The 23,037-nt window shown below is 64.1% G+C and carries 15 protein-coding genes; 11 read left to right on the top strand and 4 right to left on the bottom strand.

The genetic code is table 11. From position 1 onward, the window contains the following. Positions 1 to 196: 196 nt before the first annotated feature. Positions 197 to 1,561, top strand: coding sequence for a sensor histidine kinase (locus ACQ4WR_RS11255; protein WP_436487285.1), 1,365 nt, complete (start codon positions 197 to 199; stop codon positions 1,559 to 1,561). A gap of 25 nt (positions 1,562 to 1,586) precedes the next feature. Here the strand turns inward: ACQ4WR_RS11255 and ACQ4WR_RS11250 are convergent, their stop codons facing one another. After that, positions 1,587 to 4,799, bottom strand: coding sequence for a di-heme oxidoredictase family protein (locus tag ACQ4WR_RS11250; RefSeq protein WP_436487283.1), 3,213 nt, complete (start codon positions 4,797 to 4,799; stop codon positions 1,587 to 1,589). A gap of 10 nt (positions 4,800 to 4,809) precedes the next feature. Here ACQ4WR_RS11250 and ACQ4WR_RS11245 point away from each other — a divergent pair, with 10 nt between their 5' ends. From ACQ4WR_RS11245 to ACQ4WR_RS11200, 10 genes are all read left to right on the top strand, one after another. Next, positions 4,810 to 5,226 carry a hypothetical protein gene (locus tag ACQ4WR_RS11245; protein ID WP_436487282.1) on the top strand — a complete coding sequence of 139 codons (417 nt, stop codon included), beginning with the start codon at positions 4,810 to 4,812 and terminating at the stop codon, positions 5,224 to 5,226. 13 nt (positions 5,227 to 5,239) lie between these two features. After that, positions 5,240 to 6,511: a winged helix-turn-helix domain-containing protein gene (locus tag ACQ4WR_RS11240; protein ID WP_436487280.1), complete on the top strand. Its 1,272-nt coding sequence runs from the start codon at positions 5,240 to 5,242 to the stop codon at positions 6,509 to 6,511. Next, on the top strand, positions 6,508 to 7,500 hold the full coding sequence (locus ACQ4WR_RS11235) for a DUF2804 domain-containing protein (protein ID WP_102293408.1): 993 nt from the start codon (positions 6,508 to 6,510) through the stop codon (positions 7,498 to 7,500). The genes ACQ4WR_RS11240 and ACQ4WR_RS11235 overlap by 4 nt, the downstream gene beginning before the upstream one ends. A gap of 197 nt (positions 7,501 to 7,697) precedes the next feature. Then, the gene (locus ACQ4WR_RS11230; RefSeq protein ID WP_436487279.1) at positions 7,698 to 8,279 is read left to right on the top strand and encodes a serine acetyltransferase; all 582 of its coding nucleotides are present in this window, start codon (positions 7,698 to 7,700) and stop codon (positions 8,277 to 8,279) included. A gap of 222 nt (positions 8,280 to 8,501) precedes the next feature. Beyond that, on the top strand, positions 8,502 to 11,162 hold the full coding sequence (locus tag ACQ4WR_RS11225; protein WP_436487278.1) for a bifunctional acetate--CoA ligase family protein/GNAT family N-acetyltransferase: 2,661 nt from the start codon (positions 8,502 to 8,504) through the stop codon (positions 11,160 to 11,162). Positions 11,163 to 11,284: 122 nt separating this feature from the next. Then, positions 11,285 to 11,986: a hypothetical protein gene (locus ACQ4WR_RS11220; RefSeq protein ID WP_436487276.1), complete on the top strand. Its 702-nt coding sequence runs from the start codon at positions 11,285 to 11,287 to the stop codon at positions 11,984 to 11,986. A 180-nt stretch (positions 11,987 to 12,166) separates the two neighbouring features. Beyond that, complete coding sequence (locus ACQ4WR_RS11215; RefSeq protein ID WP_436487274.1) at positions 12,167 to 14,743, top strand: DUF349 domain-containing protein; 2,577 nt, start codon at positions 12,167 to 12,169, stop codon at positions 14,741 to 14,743. Further along, positions 14,740 to 15,213 carry a molybdopterin synthase catalytic subunit MoaE gene (gene moaE / locus ACQ4WR_RS11210; protein WP_102293410.1) on the top strand — a complete coding sequence of 158 codons (474 nt, stop codon included), beginning with the start codon at positions 14,740 to 14,742 and terminating at the stop codon, positions 15,211 to 15,213. The genes ACQ4WR_RS11215 and moaE overlap by 4 nt, the downstream gene beginning before the upstream one ends. 121 nt (positions 15,214 to 15,334) lie before the next feature. Next, positions 15,335 to 17,941, top strand: coding sequence for an ATP-dependent chaperone ClpB (gene clpB / locus ACQ4WR_RS11205; RefSeq protein ID WP_102293411.1), 2,607 nt, complete (start codon positions 15,335 to 15,337; stop codon positions 17,939 to 17,941). Between the two features lie 314 nt (positions 17,942 to 18,255). After that, entirely contained in the window at positions 18,256 to 19,371 is a 1,116-nt protein-coding gene (locus ACQ4WR_RS11200; protein ID WP_436487273.1) for a polyamine ABC transporter substrate-binding protein, read from the top strand. 93 nt (positions 19,372 to 19,464) lie between these two features. Here the strand turns inward: ACQ4WR_RS11200 and ACQ4WR_RS11195 are convergent, their stop codons facing one another. The 3 genes from ACQ4WR_RS11195 to ppk1 all read right to left on the bottom strand — a co-directional run bounded on the left by ACQ4WR_RS11195 (position 19,465) and on the right by ppk1 (position 22,774). Further along, positions 19,465 to 19,590 (bottom strand): hypothetical protein, encoded by a 126-nt coding sequence (locus ACQ4WR_RS11195; protein WP_258002836.1) that lies wholly within the window; start codon positions 19,588 to 19,590, stop codon positions 19,465 to 19,467. A 598-nt stretch (positions 19,591 to 20,188) separates the two neighbouring features. Then, a complete protein-coding gene (gene sixA / locus ACQ4WR_RS11190) occupies positions 20,189 to 20,647 on the bottom strand; it encodes a phosphohistidine phosphatase SixA (protein ID WP_102293413.1) in 459 nt (152 codons plus the stop codon). Positions 20,648 to 20,680: 33 nt separating this feature from the next. Next, entirely contained in the window at positions 20,681 to 22,774 is a 2,094-nt protein-coding gene (gene ppk1, locus ACQ4WR_RS11185; RefSeq protein WP_102293414.1) for a polyphosphate kinase 1, read from the bottom strand. Positions 22,775 to 23,037: the final 263 nt, after the last annotated feature.

Genomic DNA, 23,037 nt, shown 5'->3' with positions numbered 1-23,037 from the left:
CATTAGCAAAATAAGAATCATTTACAATTGCGGCCCTGACTTCCCATAAATTATTTCGCTCCGGATCTTGCGCAGAAGTTCTTAAGAGATTCTTAACAAGCCCGCGGCATCATGCAAACTCTTTCCCAAGGTCATATCCCATGTATCCAGCCGCCACCGAAACCGGCCTGAAAGCGCTCGCCTGCCAGGCGCCGGCATGAACGGGCTTCGCCTGCGCAGCTGGTCGCTGCGGCGCACCCTGCTGGCCGTGTTGCTGGGCCTGACCCTGGTCCTGTGGGTGGGCAGCGCCGCCATCGTCTACGTGGAAGCGCGCCGCGAAAGCCAGGAACTGTTCGACCAGTCGCTGACCGAGACGGGGCACTTGCTGCTGTCGCTGGTGGAAAAGGATGTGCGCGAACACGGCTTGACGGGACCGATCGACCTGCCGCTGCGCGGCCAGCCGAATCCCCACCATTATTTGCTGTTCAAGGTGCGCGACGCGCAGCAGCGGGTGTTGTACCGCAATGACGCGGCCAGCGATATCGCGCTGTCGCGCAGCGCGCCCGATGGCTTGTCGTGGACGACGATCGCCGGCCAGCGCTGGCGATTGTTTTCGCTGTGGGACCGGCAGCGCAGCCTGCAGCTGCTGGTGGCCGAGCCGACCAGCCACCGCGACGACATCAGTCGCGGCTTCTTTTACCGCATCGCGCTGTTCGGCCTGCTGCTGGTGGCGCTGGCCACCATCGCCATCTGGTGGAGCATCCACCGCGTGTTCCGCGTGCTGCAGGTGTCGGCCGATGAAGTGTCGGCGCGCACGCCGCATGAGCTGGCCGACGTGAACCTGAGCGGCGCGCCCGCCGAGCTGCATCCGCTGCTGCTGGAAATCAACCGCCTGTTCGGCAGGGTGCGGCACAGCCGCGACAACGAACAGCGCTTCACGGCCGATGCGGCGCACGAATTGCGCACGCCGCTGGCCGCCATCAAGACCAATCTGCAAGTGCTGCAGCGGGCCCGCAGCGCGCAGGAACGCGAGGAATTCATCGCCGCGCTGGGCGCCAGCGTGGAGCGCGCCACGCGCCTGGTCAACCAGCTGCTGGCGCTGGCGCGGCTCGACCCGCAGGCGCAGGAGGCTGTGCTGGCGCTGGCGCCGGGCGACCTGGCGCCGCTGCTGGCGCGGCAGGAGGCGCAGTGGCAGGCGCTGGCCGTGCCGTACGGGCTGGCGCTGACGGTAAGCATGGTGCCGGCGCCGTGCGCGCTGGACGCCGACAGCCTGCAGATATTGCTGCGCAACCTGGTCGACAATGCGCTGCGCTATACGCCGGCGCCGGGGGCTGTCGCCGTCAGTTGCGGCGTGGAGGAGGGGTGCAGCTACCTGCGCGTGGCCGATACGGGGCCGGGCATCGCGCCGGAAATGCACGAGCGCGTGTTTGAACGTTTCGTGCGCCTGGGCGGCGCGCAATTGCCGGGCAGCGGACTGGGACTGTCCATCGTGCGCCGCATCGCCGAACGGCATGGCGCGCACATCGTGCTGGGTGCCGGCCTGCAGGGCCGGGGACTGGCGCTGACTGTCATCTTTCCATGACAGCAGCGCCAGCCGTGCCTGATGCTTACAGCGACTTGAGGAAAGCCAGCAGCGCGTCGCGGTCCGTCTTCGACAGGGTCTCGAAACGCTGGCGCGCCTTGGTGCCTTCGCCGCCGTGCCACAGGATCGCTTCCGTCAGGCTGCGCGCGCGGCCGTCATGCAGGTAGCCGGCCTTGCCGCCGTTGCCCATGACTTTTTCCGTGTAGCCGATGCCCCACAGGGGCGCCGTGCGCCACATATTGCCCTGCGCCTGGCCTTCGCTGAACTTGTCGGCCAGCTCGGGGCCCATGTCGTGCAGCAGCAGGTCGGTGTACGGGCGGATGGTCTGCTTGCGCAGTTCCGCAAACAGGTGTCCGGCGCCCGTCTGCATTTCCACCGTGTGGCAGGCGGCGCAGCGCATGCCCTGGAACAGTTTTGAACCTGCGCTTACCTGCTGCGGGTCGACCTTGAGTTCGTCGATCGGCGCCACGCCTTTCGGGAAACCGCTGGCGATGCTGCGCTGGGCCGGCACGGCCACCAGGGCCAGGTACTGCGTGATCGACTGCAGGTCCGCTTCCGACATGCCGGGCTGCGCGCCGCCCGCCGCGCAGGCCACCGGTCCGGCCATGCAGGCGCGGTTTCGGTACACGGGCGAGGTGACTGCCATGTCCAGTAGCAGCGCGTCGGCCGCCTGGTGGCGCAGGGTGGCTTTCGAGGCTTTCCAGCCGAAGCGGCCCAGGCGCACGGCGCCCGTTTCCGGATCAAACACATAGTTGGGCTGTCCCTTGACGCCATCGGCGTCCGGCGTGCTGCGGGCGCGTGCCAGGATGTCGGCTTCCGGCACGGCTTCCAGCAAGCCCGTGCCGATCATCGGCGGCGCCGCGCGCAGCGAGACGATTTGCGGCACGGGGCCTTCGAAGGCCAGGGTTGGCTTGCGCAGTTCGATTTGCGTGCCGTCGGCCAGCGCCACCGTCCGCGCCGTGAAACCGCCCACGCTGACGCTGTTGCCCCAGTTTTGCGGCACGCCGGAAGGCGAGACGGCATTCATCTGGATGGCCGTGCCGTACTGCGGGTGCGGCACCTGCTGGCCCGCCGTATTGATGCTGGCGACGCGCACGGCCATTGTGTCGAGGCGCTGGTTCAGGGCCACGGGCGCGGGGCTGCGGCCATTGTTGACGTGGCAGGCGATGCAGGCCGACTGGCCGTAGCGCTGTCCCTGCAAGCCTACGGCCGGCGCGTAGCGGTCGTTGCCGCCTTCGTTATGCTCGCCGGTGGTGAAATTCGTGTGCACCAGGCGGCGCCCTTCGACGAAGCGCTGCATGTTCTGCATGCCGATGTTGTTGTGCGGCTGCTGGAACATGAACAGGGCGTTGTCCGAGTAGTTATACGACACGGAACCGAGGCCGCCGGACAGCGTTTCTTCCGGCAGTGGCACCGAATTGAGGCGCGGCTGCACGCCGTACCATGGCCGCAGGCCGGCGCCCACGACATACGTCCACTCGTACGAGTAGTAGCGGATGCCGCCGGCGTCGCCTTTCGCCGCCATCGAAGCGGTGGTGGAGAACATCGATGGCGACACTTCGATGATGTCGCCGGCCGTCAGCGCGCGCGCCTTGACGTCGCTGCCGTCCGGCATGCCGCTGGCGTCGAGGCCGCCATGGCCGGGATATTCCTTGATCAGCAGGGTGCAGGCGCCGTTGATGCCGTTGGCGTTCGTCAGGCGGTCATTGGCAGGGTAGGCCATGGGCTTGCAGACGGGGACATTGCGGTCCACCAGTTCGCCGGGCGACATCCAGCCGTAGCCCGTCACGCCCGGGCGGTCGAAGCCGCGGAAGAAGGCCACGCCGCCGGACAGGAAGTCGACGGTGGTGTACTGGTTGACGATGAGGGTCGGCTTGGTGACGCCGCGTACACGGCTGTTGTCGATGATTTCCACGCCCCAGGTGCGGTTCTTGAAGTACTGCGGCACGAAGGTGAGGTAATTGCCCGGCCCTTTGTCCTGCGGCAGGCCCGTGACGGGGTCCACCGTTTCATTCGGGCCGTAGCCGATTTCATTCCACTCCTCGCCCCGTTCGCGGCCGTGGCGCGCCAGGCCGCGCGCGCCGAAGCGCGTGACCAGGGTGCCGTCGGCGAGCGTGAATTGCAGGCTTTCCAGCGGCTGCGCGGCGGCCGGCAGCGGCGTCATGCCTGTGCCATCGGCGGGAAATTTCAGCGCCGAGGTGCTGGTCGATGGCAGGCTGTTGTCGCTGCCCGGCGTCTTGAAGCTCACTTCCAGCAGCGAGTAGCCGTACTGCGTGGCGCGCGCCACGCCCTGCAGGCGGATGTGGCGCGCGTTCACGCCCAGGTTGAAGAATTCCTCGGTGCCGCCGTGGCCATTGCTCACGTAGCGGATCTGCGACCATGTCTGGCCATCGTCGGAGACCTGCAGCGCGTACTGCTTGCCGTAGGCGTTTTCCCACAGCAGCTTCATGTAGCCGACGGGCGTCTTCGCGCCGAAGTCGAACTGGATCCAGGCGCCGTCATCGAACTTGCTGGCCCAGCGCGTGCCGGTCTTGCCGTCGATGGCCATGGCGGCCGACATGCCGTTGTTTTCCACCGGCGAGGAGGTGGCGGCCACGGGACGGATTTCCACGCCGGGCTGGTTCGGGTCGATCGTCACGGGCGGCACTTCGGTGACGGGCGGCGTTTCCGGCGGCGGCACGGGCGTGCCCGAGAACGCCTGGATTTCAAAGATGGAATAGCCGTACTGGCCCGCGCGCTTGACGCCCTGCATGCGCAGGTAGCGGCCCTGCGCCGTGAAGCCCGTGAGGTCTTCGATGCCGCCGTGGCTGTCGTCGACGCGCTGCACGGTGGTCCAGTGCGCATTGTCGTCCGAGACCTGCAGCAGGTAGGCGCTGGCGTGCGCGTTTTCCCAGGCGATGCGCACGCGCGTGATGGTTTGCGCGGTGCCGAAATCAAGCGTCAGGTATTCATTGTCGGAGAAGCCGCTGCCCCAGCGTGTGCCGTCGTTGCGGTCGATGGCCGCATTGGCCGACAGGTCGCCCCGTTCCGCCGAACTGGCCGTGGCGGCGACGGGCGCGAGCGCCGTTTCAGACGCCGTTTGCGCCAGCAGGCGCTGCGCCGTGGACGGCGTGCTGGCCGTATCGCCGCCGCCACCGCAGGCGGCCAGCAGCATGGCCAGGGCCAGCGGCAGGCCCTGTCTGGATAAGCGCGTGAGGCCGTGCCGTTGCGGCCGGTACCGAAGCTGGGATAGGTGCATATTCTCTTCCTTGTTTTTATTGATTAATGTTGAGATTGCTCAGAATGTTGAGATTGCTCAGACTGCTCGTTCCACCTTCCCGCCACGGCCGCCGCACGACGGCATGGATGCCGCCATCACCGCGGCGCCAGGCGGCCCGAAGCGGCAGGGCGTTGCACGGTTCGATGAGTACGGGGAGAAGGGTATTTTAAATTGCCGTATGGCAATATTTTCCATAAGTTATAGAAGCGCAAGATGCCTGTCAAGCGGTCTGCCGCAGTTGTCATCAAATGTTCATGCTGGCCGGATTTTTCGCACTATCGCGGTGCGGAACATGAAAAAAATACGTGACAACATGAAAAACATTCAGGAAAAAACCCTGGGTGCGCGGCGGGAATGCGGTATCTTCCTGAAATGCCTGCCGACGGCGCGCACCACCATTTGCTGAGGAATCTCCGACCTTGCCGACCTTGCCGACACCTGCCGCCACACCGCTGTCCCTCGCCGCCGCCCGCGCGCTGCACCTGGCCGCGCAGGGCCTGCTGCAGGCGCGCCGCAAGAAAGCCGTCAAGGCTGACGTGCTGGCCGCCATCCGCCAGATGGGCGTGCTGCAGATCGATACCATCCACGTGGTGGCGCGCAGTCCCTACCTGGTGCTGTGGAGCCGGCTGGGCGACTATCCGCAGCCGTGGCTGGAGCAGCTGCTGGCCGAAGGCGCGCTGTTTGAATACTGGGCCCACGAGGCCAGCTTCGTGCCCATCGAAGACTATGGCCTGTACCGCCACCGCATGCTTGACCCGGCCGCCATGGGCTGGAAATACTCGGTGAAATGGATGGCCGAGCAGGGCGAGGCCGTCGCTTCCGTACTCGAACATATCCGCGCCAACGGCGCCGCGCGCTCGGCGGACTTCGAGCGCACGGATGGCCAGGCGGGCGGCTGGTGGAGCTGGAAGCCGGAAAAGCGCTCGCTCGAAGTCCTGTTTACCTCGGGCGTGCTGATGATCGCCAAGCGCCACAATTTCCAGCGCTATTACGACCTGGCCGAGCGCGTGCTGCCGGGCTGGCACGACAGCCAGCTGCTGCCCGAAGAGCAGGTGCGGCGACGGTTGCTGCTGGCCAGCGTGAAGGCGCTGGGACTGGCGCGCGCCAGCTGGATCAGCGACTACTTCCGCACCAGGCAATCGCGCGCCAGCCTGGCGCAGGATCTGCACACCTTGGTCGACGAGGGCGCGTTGCTGCGCTGCGCCGTGGCCGGCTGGGACGATGCCGTGTACGTGCATGCCGCGCATGGAAAATTGCTGCGCGCCGCCGCCGGCACGCTGGCGCCCACCCTGACGACGATTCTGTCGCCGTTTGATCCCGTCGTCTGGGACCGGCGGCGCGCGCTGGAACTGTTCGGCTTTGACTACCGGCTCGAATGCTACACGCCGGCCGACAAGCGCCGCCACGGCTACTTTACCTTGCCGATCCTGCGCCGTGGCGCGCTGGTGGGCCGCCTGGACGCCAAGGCGCACCGCGCGCAGGGGCGCTTCGAGATCAAGTCGCTGGCGCTGGAAGCGGGCGTGCGCCTCAGTCCCCGCCTGGTGCAGGACGTGGCCGGCGCCGTGCGGCGTCTGGCGCTCTGGCATGCGTGTCCTGACATCGATATCGCGCGCGCGCAGCCGGCGCTGTTTGGCGCGCAGCTGGCCGCGGCGCTGCAGGACGGCGGCGCTGCCGCAAGGCGGGCCGCATGATGCTGCCACCGGCTCCGGCGCAGTTGCTCGACGCCGACGGCGTGCCGCATTTTGGCCGCTACACGGGCCAGCTGGCCGCCTTTGACTGGGCCGCGCTGGCCCCGCCGCACGCGCGTGGCGCCCTCTGGCGTTTGTTCCACCACAAGCGCTGGCATTACGTGGCCCTGTCGACGCCCACCCTGTTCTGTGGCGTGGCCATCGTCGACCTGGGCTGGACCAGCACGGCGTTCGCATATGCCTTCGACCGCCACAAGGGGAAGATCGTGGCCACCTTCTCGCAGGACGGCATACCGGGATTGAGCGCGTCCGTGGCGCCGCATGCGGGGGCAAGCAGCCGTTTCCGCTTCCTGTCGCACAGCATCCGCATCGAGGCGCAGCCGCAGCAGCGCTGCCGCCTGCTGCTCGATTGCGGCCATTTCGGCATCGACGCGGAATTCGGTCCGCCCGTGTCGCCCACCCTGCTGGCTGTGGGGCCGGTGGCCGGCGGCGGCGCCGTGCATGCGACGCAAAAATCGGGCGGCTTGCCGCTATGGGGCACGGTGCGCTGCGGCGCAATGGGCTATAGCCTGGACGACGGCGTGGCCAGCTTTGACTATTCGAATGGCTTGCTGGCGCGCGAGACGGAGTGGCGCTGGGCCTCGGCGCACAGCCTGGACCTGGGCTTCAATCTGCAGGCCGGCTATTTCGGCGCGCATGAAAACGCGCTGTGGCTCGATGGCCAGCTGTATGCGCTGGGCCGCGCGCATTTCGACTTCAACCCCGACAACCCGCTGGCGCCGTGGCATGTGTGGACGGACGACGATTTGCTCGACCTGCATTTCAAGCCGGAAGGCGCGCGCCGCGAGGATAAAAACCTGTGGATCGCCGCCAGCCGCTACATCCAGCCCATCGGCACTTTCAGCGGCTGGGTGCGGGCCAGCGCGGACTCGCCCAAGCGCATCGTGGCGCAGCTGGCGGGGGTGACGGAAAGCCACCGTTCGCGCTGGTAGAGGCCGCATCTGGATGCCGCCCGGCGCGCTTGCGCGCGCTCGCCCTGCGTCGCTTTACGCAATGCGAAACTTCCCTGCGCCAGCCTGCCTGCGCGCCACGCTATCTTGCGCAAGCTTGATTAATATTATCAATATATGTATTTATTTTAATATAATTGCATATAATGCATTTTTCAGGATGAGGGATAGCTATGTTAATGCGCGTGCTGGTATCGGCCTTTGGCTCGGACTGGAAGTTGAAGACACTCTGTAATGAGGTCAGGAATGCACGGATCAAGCGCTTGCTGGTCAAGTTGTATGGTTTGTACCAATACGAAAACAGCAGTTCGATCGCATGGAATTCGACGTTTCTTGGCAAACCGTATTTTCCTCATGGCATCAAGAGCATCTTCATTTCCGGCGGTGCACGTATCGGCCACAACTGCATAATTTTTCAGCAGGTGACGATTGGTTCCAATACCATGCCCAATTCCAAAGGGCAGGGTGCACCGCGGATTGGCGATAACTGCTACGTCGGCGCGGGCGCAAAGATCATTGGCAATGTGAATATTGGTAATAATGTTCGGATAGGCGCGAACGCTGTCGTGTACAGCGATGTACCGGACAATAGCGTGGTGCTGTCGGGCCAGCAGCGGACGATCGTGCGAGAGGAACAGCAGGACAATCGTTTCTATAGTTTTCGCGGCAGGTGGGTGTATTTTCAGGATGGTAACTGGTGTGATGTTGTCGATGCCGCTGTACTTGCCGGCCTGAACGCAAATCCCCCGCTGATCGCGTAGCGCCACGCCGCAGTGCCGCTCGCCCGCACCGCAGCTTCCCACTTTCCCCACCGCACCGCCTGCACGTCATGCGCGTGCTGTGCCGGCCTGCAAAGGCTGGCTGCCGCCATCCGTTTGGCCGGCACAGAAGTTTTTTGGAGAAACGCTTCACAAGGTCAAGTTTTTTTGCCGGCGCATCCTATACACTGGCGTAGCCGCTCCGGCGATCCATGAGGCCAGAACATGAGTATCCGTAATCTCGACAAGCTGTTCAAGCCGGCCTCGGTGGCGCTGATCGGCGCCACGGCGCGCGAACACAAGCTGGGCGCCATCGCCCTGTACAACCTGCTGGGCGGCGGCTACCAGGGCGAAATCTGGCCCGTCAATCCCAAGTACGACGAACTGATGGGCCTCAAATGCTACCGCAAGCTGGCGCAGCTGCCGAAAGCGCCGGACCTGGCCATCATCTGCACCCCGCCCGCCACCATCACGGCGCTGATCCGCGAACTGGGTGCGCTGGGCACGCGCGCCGCCATCGTCATGACCTCTGGCCTGGACCCCACGCGCGAACAGTCGCTGCGTCTGGCCATGCTGAAGGCGGCCAAGCCGCATCTGCTGCGCATCCTCGGCCCCAACAGCATGGGGTTATTGGTGCCGAAGCTGGGCCTGAACGCCAGCTTCGCGCACCTGGGCGCGACGAGCGGCAAGATCGCCTTTGTCTCGCAATCGGGGGCGCTGGTGTCGGGCGTGCTCGACTGGGCCAATGCGCATGGCGTGGGCTTTTCCAAGTTCATTTCGCTGGGCGCCAGCTACGACATCGATTTCGGCGACTTGCTCGACTACCTGGCCGGCGACATCGACACGGCCGCCATCCTGCTGTACATGGAAGATATCCACGCGGCGCGCAAATTCATGTCGGCCGCGCGGGCGGCGGCGCGCAGCAAGCCGGTCATCGTGCTGAAGGCGGGGCGCGAGGCGGAAGGCGCGGCCATGGCGGCCTGGCATACGGGCGCGCTGGCCGGTTCCGACGCCGTCTATGATGCGGCCATCCGCCGCGCCGGCATGCTGCGCGTGTACTCGGCCGAAGAATTGTTCGACGCCGTGGAGACGCTCACGCATATCCGCTCGCAGCGCGGCGAGCGCCTGGCGATTTTATGCAATGGCGGGGGGCTGGGCGTGATGGCCACCGATGCGCTGGTGGGCAGCGGCGGCAAGCTGGCGCAACTGTCGCCCGATACCGTCATCGCGCTGGAAAAGGCGCTGCCGCGCGGCTGGTCGCACGACAACCCGGTGGGCCTGCCCGGCGATTCTGCCGTGCAGCGCTATGCCGACGCCATCAAGCCCTTGCTCGACGAGCCGCAGGCGGACGCTTTGCTGCTGCTGCACGCGCCCACGGCCATGGTCTCGTCGGTCGACATCGCCGAAGCCGTCACGCCGCTGATCAAGGCCACTTCGCGCACGGTGCTGTCGTGTCTTCTGGGCGGCACGGCGGTGGCGCCTGCGCGCCAGATCTTCAACCGCGCCGGCATTCCCACCTACGACACGCCGGAAAAAGCCGTGCATGGCTTCATGCAGATCGTGCAGTACCGGCGCAACCAGGAAACCCTGATGCAGGTGCCGGCGCAGCTGCCCATGTCGGCCACGCCGCGCCGCGCGCGCGTGCGCGAAATCGTCGCCGCCGCGCTGGCGGCCGGCCAGACGGTGCTGGGCGAATGCCGCTCGAAGGAAATCCTGGCCGCCTATGGCATTCCCGTCGCCATCACGCGCATGGCGGCCGACGTGGAAGAAGCGCTGGCCGTGGCGGCCGATATCGGCTATCCCGTCGCGCTGAAAATCCACTCGCCCGACATCGCGCATAAATCCGACGTGGGCGGGGTGGCGCTCGACCTCGACACGCCCGACATCCTGCGCACGGCCGCCGCCGCCATGCTCAAGCGTGTGCGCCGCATGCGTCCCGACGCGCTGATCGACGGCTTCACGGTGCAGCAGATGGCGCGCCGGCCGCAGTCGCATGAACTGATCGTCGGCGTGACGACGGACGCCGCCTTTGGCCCCGTGATCCTGGTGGGGCAGGGCGGCATCGCCGTCGAAGTGACGGCCGATCACGCCATCGGCCTGCCGCCGCTGAACATGGTGCTGGCGCGCGACATGCTGGCGCGCACGCGGGTATCCAGACTGCTGGCCGGCTACCGCAACCAGCCGCCGGCCGACATCGATGCCATCTGCTACACCTTGATCCAGGTGGCGGAACTGGTGGCCGACATCGGCGAACTGGCCGAACTCGATATCAATCCGCTGGTGGCCGATGCCGACGGCGTGATCGCCCTCGACGCGCGCATCCGGCTGCAGCCTGGGCAGAAAAGCGATCGCCTGGCCATCCGCCCGTATCCGCAGGAACTGGAAGAGCAGGTGACGTGGATGGACCAGCCGATCCTGCTGCGCCCGATCCGCCCGGAAGACGCGCCGCAGCACATGGACCTGTTCCACGCGCTGGACCCGGACGACGTGCGCCTGCGCTTTTTCACCTCCATGCGCGAGCTGCCCGTGTCGCAGCTGGCGCGCCTGACGCAGATCGATTACGACCGCGCCATGGCCTTCATTGCCACGCGCACGGGGCCGGACGGCCAGCCGGAAACGCTGGGCGTGGTGCGCGCCGTGGCCGACCCGGACAATATCCACGCCGATTTCGCCATCGCCGTGCGCTCCGCGCTGAAGGGCAAGGGTCTGGGCCACATCCTGTTCGAGAAGCTGGTCGACTACTTCCGCAGCCGCGGCACGGAAGCGCTGGTGGGCGAGGCCATGGCGCGCAACAAGGGCATGCAGCGGCTGGTGAAAAGCTTCGGCGGGGAAGTCACGCCATCGGAGGAGCCGGGCGTCGTCAACCTGCATATCGGCCTGCGCTGAGGCTGCAGAAAGCGGGCCGCCGTCCCGCTTGGGTTTGTGCAGGATCAAGCCCGCCCCTGTCGGTACTCTTTACACTTTCACTTCCAGGATGATACATCCGGCGCGTTTTCGGGAGTGAGTGCATGCTTACGGCTACATATATATTGGTTTCCTTGTCGGTGGAACAGGCGAGCATCCGCATGAGCTTGCTCGCCTTTCAGAAATACATGCATGTGCAATTGCGTCATCAAAGCCGGCTGAGCCTGGCCCAACTGCAATACGCGGGCGACTGGCTGAACCGCCTGTACCAGGGCGGCTACTGGCGCAAGGTGGAAATGTACCTGATTCCCGCCATTCGCCAGGCCACGCCGCATGCGGACGGCTTGCTCGACGAGATCAATGGCTTGAACCACGCGGCGCTGGAAAGCATCAACGTGGTGCAGCAGCGCGCCGGCGCCGCCATCGACCATTCCGAATTGCAGGCCGAACAGCTGTGCGCGGCCATCGACGGCTTTTGCGCGGCGCTGCTGGAGCGCCTGGAAAAAGAGGAACGCGAACTGTTCGCCCTGGCGCGCAAGGTCATCGTCGGCGAAGCCTGGTTCGCCATCGCCTACCAATTCCTCGCCCACGATGCGCGCGCGCAGGAAGCGCGCCGCGACAAGGCGCAAGTGCTGCCCTTTGTTTTGCCTGCGCCTTTGCCTACCTCTTTGTCTGCCGCTTTGCCGGCATCCTTGCCAGGCCCTGTGCCAGCGCCTGGCACGCCTGCCGATGGCGCAGAAACGGCCGCGCAAGGCAGCGCGCCCGGGCCGCTGGCCATGCCGCAGCCCCTGCGTGCGCGGGCTTGAACGGTGAGCGAGCGCACTCCCCTGCAAGGCGCGCGCGGCGGTGGCGATTTTGCCGCCGTGGCGGCGGTGCTGTCATAGGGAAAAGATTCAGTTTACTCATTTGATAACTTGTTCATCCCTGTCCGATGCAATACCCCGGGCTTTGTTATGATGGTGGTTTTGATCCACGCGAAACCCGTCATGTTCGAATTTCTCTTCAAGCGTTCTGCCAGCAAGACTGCCGCACCCGATCCTGTCGTGGCAGAACAGGCCGCCGCCTCGGCGCAGAGCGCATCGCGCCGCGCCGAACAGGTCGCGCGTGCCCATGCGGTGGCTGGCGACGAAACCGCCGCCGCCGATTTCATCCTGTCCAGCGAATTTGCCGATGCCCGTTTGATCGCGGCCGAACACGTCCTTTCCCTGCCCCTGCTGGAAAAAGTCCACCAGGCCATGCGCAACACGGACCGCCGCGTCGCCAAGCTGATGCAGGGCCGTATCGACCTGATCCGCCACCAGGCGGCCGAGACCCAGCGCGCCCAGGCCAGCATCGATACGGCGCAGCGCCTGTTGAGCGATGAAAAGCTGAGCCCCAACCAGGTGGCCGAGCTGGACCGTCAATGGCAAGTCATCAAATCCACGCCCGAGCTGGCCGGCGCTTTTGCCGCCGCGCGCGCCGCGCTGGCCGCCCGCCTGGAAGCGCAAGTGCTGCTGCAGCGCGCCGTGATCGATGCCGTGGGCGCCATGCGCGCGCTGGCGGCCGGGGGCCAGTCCGCCGCCGAGCTGGCGCAAACGCTGGCCCGCCTCGATGCGCAGCACGCGCAGCATGCGCAATCGCCCGAGCGCGCCTCCTTGCCGAAACACCTGGAAACCGATTTCACGCAGGCGCGCGAGCAGGCGCAGTCCGTCCTGCAGGCGCTGCAGCAGCACCAGGCCGTGTTTGACGCGCGCCAGGCCGCGCTGGCCGAGTGGCAGGCGCAGGATGCCGCCACGCTCGACGCCGATACCCTGAAGCGCGCCTGGCAAGGCTTGCCGCGCTTGCCGGAGTCGCCCTTGTCCGACAGCTTGCAGCAGCAATTTGTTGCCCTGCTGGCCAGCGCGCCAGCGCCCGTGCAGGCCGCAACAGCAGAGGTGGCGCCACCCCATGCCGAGCCAGTGCCGCGCAAGCCGCGCCAGGAGCATGCCCCCGTCTCGAAAGAAGCGACGGAACAGTTCTTCAAGACGCTCGACGCCATGGAAGCGGCCCTGCAGGAAGGCTTGCTGCATGTGGCATCCGAGCACGACAAGACCTTGCGCGACACCAAACATGGCCGCTTGACGCCGGCCCAGTCCGACCGGCTGGCCCATGTGCGCGCACAATTCAAGCAATTGGCCGACTGGGCCCGCTGGGGCGGCAACGTCTCGCGCGAGGAACTGGTCAAGGCGGGCGAGGAATTGCCGGCGCAAGAGCTCCCGATGGCCGAGCTGGCCAAGAAGGTGGGCAGCCTGCGCGAACGCTGGAAGTCGCTCGACACCTTGTCCGGCCCGGCGCCGAAATCGCTGTGGGAGCGCTTCGACGCCGCCTGCAGCGTGGCCTACGCGCCGGCGGCCCAGCATTTCAAGCAGCTGGCGGAAGAGCGCCATGGCAATGCGGCCAAGGCCCAGGAACTGATCACGGAAACGGCGGCCCTGGCAGCCGAGGAAAGCACGGACTGGAAACACGTGGCATCGGCCTCGCAGCGCCTGCGCCAGGCCTGGACGCGCCTGGGCACCATCGACCGCAAGGAAAAGAAACGCCTGGATACGGAATTTGGCGCCGCGCTCGATGCCCTGTCGAAGCCGCTGGAAACGCAGCGCCAGATCGAGACGGCGCGCCGCGAGCAGCTGATCGTCGAAGTGGGCCTGCTGAAACCGTCCGAGCGCAACACGATCGACATGCTGAAAGCCTTGCAGGACAAATGGCAGGAGCTGGCCAAGGCCCTGCCGCTGGAACGCCGCGCCGAGCAGGCGCTGTGGCAGCGTTTCCGCGCCGCCTGCGACGATATTTTCGCCAAGCGCAAGGAAACGGCGCATGCGGCCGACCACGAGCGCCGCGAACACCTGCATGCGCGCGAAGCGCTGTGTGCCAGCCTGGAAACGGCCGTCATCCCCGAGGGCGACGACAAGAGCCGCACCGCCTTCATCAACCACTTGCTGCGCGACACGCGCGCGGCCTGGAACGCCACGGGCCCCGTGCCGCGCGCCAGCGAAGCGAAGATCGAACAGCGCTACCAGGCGGCCGTGGCCGGCGTGCAGGCGCAGGCCGACGCCATCGCCGAACGGGCCGGTGCGGCGCAAGCCAATGCCCTGCGAGACAAGCTGCGCCTGGTGCAATCGCTGGAAGCGGCACTGGCCGATGGCGCCGCCACCGACGCGCAAGCGTGGAACGAGCGCTGGAGCGCCTTGCCGCCGCTCGATATGCAATATGAACGCAGTCTGCAGCAGCGTTTTGCCGGCGCGCAGGCCGCGCTGGGCGAGGGCAGTGCCGCTTACGTGCAACAACTGCAGGCCAACCAGGCCAGACTGCTCGATGAAGTGCTGCGCCTGGAAATCGTCGCCGGTGTCGACAGCGGTGCCGAATTTGCCCGCGACCGGCTGAAGATGCAGGTGGAAGTGCTGCAATCGTCGCTCAAATCGGGCCAGAAGCCGCTCACGCAAGTGTCGCAGCTGATGCAGCTGTGCGCGATTCCCGCCGCCACCGATGCGCGCACGGCCAGCCGCATCGAAACCCTGCTGCGCCGCATCGGAGGCCAGGCCAAATGAGTACCTGCGTGCGCGTCCAGCAAGCCGATTTTGACTTGAGTGAAGAAATTGCACAATTGCGTGCAGGTAATCCCAAGGTGGGTGCCGTCGTCGGCTTCGTCGGCACCGTGCGCGACATGAACGAGGGGCTGGACGTGGCGGCCATGGAGCTCGAGCATTATCCGGGCATGACGGAGAAATCCATCGAGGCTATCGTCGAGCAGGCGCGCGCGCGCTGGCCATTGTCCGGGGCGCTGGTGATCCACCGCGTGGGGCCCTTGCTGCCGCAGGAGCAGATCGTGCTGGTGGCCGTGTCGTCCGCGCACCGGGGCGAGGCCTTCGCAGCCTGCGAGTTCATCATCGACTACCTGAAGACGGAAGCACCGTTCTGGAAGAAGGAAGACACGCCTGAAGGCGCGCGCTGGGTCGATGCGCGCGACAGCGACGAGACGGCGTTAAACAAGTGGAGCGCAAAAGCAAGCGCCATTTGAATCGAACACGCGCCGCACCGTAGCATTTGCCCAAGTGCATCAGTTTTCTGCTTTGTGTATGCTTGAAAAGTACTGCCTCACCCCAATTTGGTTAACAACTAATTAACCGGGAGCGCTTTTCATGCGACAAGATAAACTGACTACCAAGCTACAAGAAGCCCTGGCCGATGCGCAAAGCTTGGCCGTGGGCAACGACAATCCTTACATTGAACCAGTCCATTTGCTGACGGCCCTGTTGAACCAGGACGACGGCGGCGCCCGCTCGCTGTTGCAGCGTGCAGGCGTCAACGTGGGCGGCCTGTCGAAGGCCCTGACCTCGTCGATCGACCGCCTGCCGAAAGTGTCCGGCACGGGCGGCGACGTGCAGGTCAGCCGCGAATTCGTGGCCCTGTTGAACCTGGCCGACAAGGAAGCGCAGAAGGCGGGCGACCAGTTCGTTTCCAGCGAAATGGTGCTGCTGGCGATGACGGAAGACAAGTCCGACTGCGGCAAGCTGGCACGTGAAAACGGCCTGACCCGCAAGGCACTGGAAGCCGCCATCGGCGCCGTGCGCGGTGGCAACAAGGTCGATTCTCAGGAAGCCGAAGGCCAGCGCGAAGCCTTGAAAAAATACACCCTGGACGTGACGGAACGCGCACGCCAGGGCAAGCTCGACCCTGTGATCGGCCGCGATGATGAAATCCGCCGCACCATCCAGATCCTGCAGCGCCGCAGCAAGAACAACCCCGTGCTGATCGGCGAACCTGGCGTGGGCAAGACGGCCATCGTCGAAGGACTGGCGCAGCGCATCGTCAATGGTGAAGTACCCGAGTCCCTGAAGGGCAAGCGCGTACTGTCGCTGGACATGGCCGCCTTGCTGGCCGGCGCGAAATTCCGCGGCGAGTTCGAGGAACGCCTGAAATCCGTGCTGAAGGAACTGGCCATGGATGAAGGGCAGACCATCGTCTTCATCGACGAGATGCACACCATGGTGGGCGCGGGCAAGGCCGAAGGCGCGATGGATGCGGGCAATATGCTCAAGCCTGCGCTGGCGCGCGGCGAACTCCATTGCGTGGGCGCCACCACCCTGGACGAGTACCGCAAGTACATCGAGAAGGACGCCGCGCTGGAGCGCCGCTTCCAGAAAGTGCTGGTCGACGAGCCGACCGTGGAGGCGACCATCGCCATCCTGCGCGGCTTGCAGGACAAATATGCGCTGCACCACAAGGTGGAGATCACGGATGCGGCCATCATTGCCGCGGCCGAACTGTCGCACCGCTACATCACGGACCGCTTCCTGCCTGACAAGGCGATCGACCTGATCGATGAAGCGGCGGCGAAGATCAAGATCGAGATTGATTCGAAGCCGGAAGTGATGGACAAGCTGGAGCGCCGTTTGATCCAGCTGAAGATCGAGCGCGAAGCCGTCAAGAAGGAGAAAGACGAAGCATCGTTGCGCCGCCTGGGCCTGATCGAGGAAGAGATCGTCAAGCTGCAGCGCGAATACAATGACTTCGAGGAAATCCTGAAGGCGGAAAAAGCCGTGGTGCAAGGCAGTACGCACATCAAGGAAGAGATCGAGAACGTCAAGCTGCAGATGGAGCAGGCCACGCGCGAGAGCAACTGGCAGAAGGTGTCGGAACTGCAGTACGGCAAGCTGCCGCAGCTGGAAGCCCAGCTCAAGCACGCCGACAGCGGCATGCCGAAGGTCGATCCCGACCATCCCAAGCTGCTGCGCACGGAAGTGGGCGCCGAGGAAATCGCCGAAGTGGTGTCGCGCGCGACGGGTATTCCCGTGTCGCGCATGATGCAGGGCGAACGCGACAAGCTGCTGCACATCGAAGAGAAGCTGCACGAGCGCGTCGTGGGCCAGGATGAAGCGATCACGGCCGTGGCCGACGCCATCCGCCGCTCGCGCGCCGGCTTGTCAGACCCGAACCGTCCGTATGGTTCCTTCATGTTCCTGGGGCCTACGGGTGTCGGCAAGACTGAGCTGAGCAAGGCGCTGGCGACCTTCCTGTTCGATACGGAAGAATCGATGATCCGCATCGACATGAGCGAGTTCATGGAGAAGCATTCCGTGGCGCGCCTGATCGGTGCGCCGCCAGGCTATGTCGGCTACGACGAAGGCGGCTACCTGACGGAAGCCGTGCGCCGCAAGCCGTACAGCGTGATCCTGCTCGACGAAGTCGAGAAGGCGCACCCTGACGTCTTCAACGTGCTGCTGCAAGTGCTCGACGATGGACGCATGACGGACGGCCAGGGCCGTACGGTGGACTTCAAGAATACCGTCATCATCATGACCTCGAACCTGGGTTCGCACAAGATCCAGGCCATGGAAAGCGATGATCCCGGTGTCGTGAAGCTGGCCGTGATGGCCGAGGTACGTTCGCACTTCCGTCCCGAGTTCGTCAACCGTATCGACGAAATCGTCGTGTTCCACGGCCTCGACGAGAAGAACATCGGCGCGATCGCGAAGATCCAGCTGAAGATCCTCGAAGAACGCCTGGCGCGCATGGACATGGCGCTGAGCCTGACCGACGCGGCCTTGCAGCAAATCGCCGAAGCGGGCTACGACCCGGTGTATGGCGCCCGTCCGCTGAAACGGGCGATCCAGCAGCAGATCGAAAATCCGCTGTCGAAGCTGATCCTGGAAGGCAAGTTCGGCCCGAAAGACGAGATCCGCATCGACGCCCAGAACGGCAACCTGGTGTTTACGGGTGCGCAGGTGGGGCTGGACAAGGTGTAATGTTGGCAGGTCAGTCCCTGCGGGATTGGAAGCTCCCTCCGTCGGGGTAGCTTCTCCCGCAGGGTCTGCCCCCAGTTTCACTGCATTTGCAGTGAGGAAGATTTTCGACGTCTAGCAAAACCGTAGCGAGCGGCAGTGATTTGTGGCAGAGAAGCGCAACCGTACTTAAGTACGGTGAGCATCGCAGGCCGCAAAGCGCGACGCGCAGTAGGTTTTGATAGACGTCCTCACGCAGGGCGGTATCAGGCTAGACCTGATGCCGCCCTTCTTGCTATCATCGTCACTATTTTCTGACTATTTCCGGAGGCGGTACGATGGCATACACATGGCAAGCAGGGCGGCGCATTGGAGCGGGACTGACGTTGGCGGCGGCCGTGCTGGCATTGCCTGCCCACGCCCAGGAAGAAAAAGTCCTGAATATCTATAACTGGTCGGATTATATCGGCGACGATACGATCAAGAATTTTGAAAAGGAAACGGGCATCAAGGTACGCTACGACGTTTTCGACAACAACGAAATCCTCAATGCGAAACTGGTGGCGGGCAAGTCCGGCTATGACATCGTGGTGCCGACGGCCCAGTGGGCGCGCCTGCAGATCGATGCGGGCCTGCTGCGCAAACTCGACAAGAGCAAGCTGACGAATTTGGGCAACCTCGACCAGAACCTGCAAGCGAAGCTGTCGAAAATCGACCCGAACAACGACTACCTGGTCGACTGGCTGTGGGGCTACACGACGGTGGGCATCAACGTCAACAAAGTCAAGGCGGCACTGGGCGGCCTGCCCATGCCCGAAAACGCGTGGGACCTGATCTTCGACCCGAAATACGTCTCGAAGCTGAAGTCCTGCGGCGTTTCTTTCCTCGACTCGCCGTCGGAGGTGCTGCCGGCCGCCCTGCAGTACCTGGGCAAGCCTGCCTACTCGAAGAGCGCCGCCGATTACCAGGAAGCGGGCAAGGTGCTGCAAGCCATCCGTCCCTACGTGACGCTGTTCAGCTCGTCCGGCTACATCAATGACATGGCCAACGGTTCCGTCTGCGTGGCACTGGGCTGGTCGGGCGATATCAATATCGCGCGCCAGCGCGCCATCGATGCGAAGAATGGCAACGTGATCCAGGTGCTGGTGCCGAAGACGGCCGCGCTGATGTTCGACACCATGGCCATTCCCGCCGACGCGCCGCATCCGAACAATGCGCACCTGTTCATCAACTACATCCTGCGCCCGCAAGTGCATGCCAGCCTGAGCAACAAGGTCTTCTACGCGAATCCGAATCCGGCCAGCATCAAGTATGTGCGCAAGGACATAGGCGAGAACAAGGCGATCTTCCTGTCGGACGCCGACAAGCAGCGCATGGCCGCGCCGGAAGCGACCACGGCCGATATCCGCCGCCTGATGACGCGCATCTATACCAAGTTCAAGACGGGAGTGTAAGAGGGGATAGTCGCTGAATGTAAAAACAAGGATGGCGCGAGGGACGGGCCTGTAGGCCGTCGCTGGCGCCATGCTAGATTGCCGAGGTGAGCGCTACTCGTGGTAGCGGTCCATCAGCTTGTGGTGACTGCCGCGCGTTTCTTCGATCAGTTCAAAGGCGACGAAGCCGATGATGGCAGCGAAGATGGCGATGAAGAGGAAAACGAGGAAGGTTAACATGGTCTTTCAGCCGCCGTTGGACGGCTGTCCGCTGGGTTGCTCAATGTGCCGGAGCGGCGCTCCCGCACGTAGTTGATGCAACTAAACTCTAGCAGATCAGCAGCGCTTTACAAGGCCGCATTGTTGTAAATTCCACCATTATTTGTCCCAGCGCATCATTCGCGCATTTGCATCCAGGGGTCAGTCGCTTCGCGATCGGAATACGTCCCATCGGGAGGTATTTCCACGGCGGGTGATCCCATGTTGGGCATAACCTTATTTCACCACCAGATCATGCGCAATCCATGCCTTTACATAGGCGCTCACGGGGCGCCTGATTCGCGTTGCAATCCGGGGTCAGACCCGCCGGGTCTGACCCCATGGACTACGCATTTCCTTATTTCACCACCAGATCATGCGCCATCACGGCCTTTAAATAGACGCTGACGGCGTCGCCTGGCTCGCGCTGGGAGAACCTGTCCATTCTGCGCTGGCCTTGCGCATTTCCTTATTTCACCACCAGATCATGCGCCATCACGGCTTTTAAATAGACGCTGACAGGGTCGCCTGGCTCGCGCTGGGAGAACCTGTCCATTCTGCGCTGGCCTTGCGCATTCCCTTATTTCACCACCAGATCATGCGCCATCACGGCTTTTAAATAGACGCTGACAGGGTCGCCTGGCTCGCGCTGGGAAAACCACCATGCGCTGGCCTTGCGCATTTCCCAGTCCTGTTCCTCGCCCGTCAGCAGCAGGGCGGCCGCCTGGCCCAGGGTGGGCTGGTGGCCGACGATGAGGACGGTTTCCTTGCCGGCGGGCCAGTTCGCCGCCTTGAGGATGTCTTCCGCTTCGGCGCCGGGCGCCAGTTCCGTCATCAGCTTGAACTTGCGCCCCAGCGCCTCGGCCGTCTGCAGGGTGCGCAGGGCGGGGCTGACGAGGATGCGGCAGTTCTCCGGGAGTTGCGAGGCGAGCCACTCACCCATGCGGCGCGCCTGCTTTTGCCCTTTGACGGTCAGTGCGCGTTCGAGGTCGGGAACGCCCGGCTCGGCTTCTGCGTGTCGCCACAAGATGAGATCCATGCTGTACTCCTCTGTGTTGAGTGTGAAATAGCCTTATTCGCCGACCTCCGCGCCCGGCGTGCCCAAGGTCTGCATCAGGTATTGCTGGGCGCTGAACGGACTTTGCTTGCCGCGCGGCTTGCGGCGCGCGTAATGGCCCGTCGGCTCCAGTTCCCATGCATTTGTATTATCCTTCAAATACGGATTCAGGCCCTCGGCGATCACGCGCCGTTTCAGCGCCCGGTCAAGCACAGGGAAGGCCACTTCCACCCGGCGGAACAGGTTGCGGCTCATCCAGTCGGCGCTGGCCAGGTAAACATCGTGCGCCAGGTCGTTGCGGAAGTAGTAAATGCGGCTGTGTTCGAGGAAACGCCCGATCACGGAGCGCACCTTGATGTTTTCCGACAAGCCCGGCACGCCCGGCTTCAGGGTGCAGGCGCCGCGCACGATCAGGTCGATCTTCACGCCATCGGTCGAGGCCGCATACAGGGCGCGGATCACGGATTCATCCACCAGCGCATTGACCTTCACGATGATGCGCCCGCGCCGGCCCGCGCGGGCGATCTTCGCCTCGTTGCGGATAGCCTTGATGATCTCGCTTTGCAGGCCGAACGGCGCCAGCCACAGATGGTTCAGATTATGCGGCTTGGTCAGGCTGGTCAGGTGGATGAACACTTCGTTCACTTCCACGGCCAGGTCCTGGTTGGCCGTCAGCAAGCCGAAATCCGTGTACAGCTTGGTTGTGGTGGGGTGATAGTTGCCGGTGCCCAGGTGGGCGTAGAAACGCAGCGCGCCTTCTTCGCGGCGGATGACGAGCGCGACCTTGGCGTGCGTCTTCAAGCCCACCACGCCGTACACGACTTGCGCGCCCGCCTGCTCCAGCTTGTCTGCCCAGTTGATATTGGCTTCTTCGTCGAAGCGCGCCATCAGTTCCACGATAACGGTCACTTCCTTGCCAGCCTTCGCCGCCGTGATCAACGATTCCATCAGGTCCGAATTCATGCCGGTGCGGTAGATGGTCTGCTTGATGGCGACGACGGACGGATCGTAGGCGGCGCTGCGCACGAAGTCGATCACCGTCTGGAACGACTGGTAGGGGTGGTGCAGCAGGATGTCGTGCTTGTTCAGCGCGGCAAAGATATCGTTGCCGATGGCTTTGTGCGCGAGGCCGGGGAAGAAAGGCGGGAAGCGCAGTTCCGGCTGCTTGACGTGGTCGATCATTTCCGACAGGCGCACCAGATTGACGGGGCCGTTGACGCGGTAGAGGCGGCTTTGATCCAGGCTGAACTGGTCGAGCAGGAACTGCGACAGTTCCGGCGGACAATTGCGCGCCACTTCCAGGCGCACCGAGGTGCCGAACTGGCGTCCCACCAGCTCGCCTTTCAGGGCCTGGCGCAGGTTCTTGACTTCATCCTCGTCGACCCACAGGTCGCTGTCGCGCGTGACGCGGAACTGCGAATAGGCAATGACTTCGCGTCCGGCAAACAGGTCGGAAATGTGTGCATGGATGACGGACGATAATAAACAGAAGGACACGCCATCGCCGGAAATCTCGTCCGGCAGCTTGATGACGCGCGGCAAGACACGGGGCGCCTTGACGATGGCGATCGCCGTGCCGCGGCCAAACGCATCCTTGCCGCTCAGCGAAACGATGAAATTGAGGCTTTTATTCACCACTTGCGGGAACGGGTGGGCCGGGTCCAGGCCGATCGGCGTCAGCAAAGGCCGCACTTCGCGGTCGAAATACTGCTTGACCCACGCGCGCTGCGCCTCGTTGCGGTCGCTGTCGCGCAGCAAATGCACGCCCGCTTCGCGCAGGGCCGGCAAGACTTCGCTATTTAATATCTCGTACTGGCGTTCCACCAGCGCATGGCATTCCTTGCCGATGCGCTCCAGGTTGGCCGCCAGGGCAGGGTGGCCGGCCAGGGAGCCGCCGATGCTGCCGGCCGCCAGCAGGCTGGCCACGCGCACTTCAAAGAATTCATCCATATTGCTGCTGACGATGCACAGGTAGCGCAGGCGCTCGAGCAGTGGAATGTTCGGGTCTTCCGCCTGGGCCATCACGCGTCGGTTGAAAGTCAGTTGCGACAGCTCGCGGTCCAGCAGGATGCCCGACTTGGTCACTTCCATGTGCAGTTCAGGTTTCATATTCTTTTGTCTTTTCAGATAGTTAATTCTAGCCGTATTTCAGCATGTATGACGCGTTGTGAGTGTAATCATGAAATATGACGTAAGCGTGACATAAGCTGTCATAAAGCGTCGCCCGCCCTGTCATTTTTCAGGCCGCAAATGGCGATTCCCCGGGCGTAGGCAAATATTTCAGGAAATTTTGCGCATGTCATAAAGCTGTCATATTCGCTTGCTAGACTGCGCAGCATTCAACCGGGACTTTGTGCCCTAACAACCCTGAG

The sequence above is a fragment of the Janthinobacterium amylolyticum genome, from assembly GCF_051380655.1.
Lineage (GTDB): Bacteria > Pseudomonadota > Gammaproteobacteria > Burkholderiales > Burkholderiaceae_D > Janthinobacterium.
This window is presented reverse-complemented; position numbering and strand designations above follow the sequence as displayed.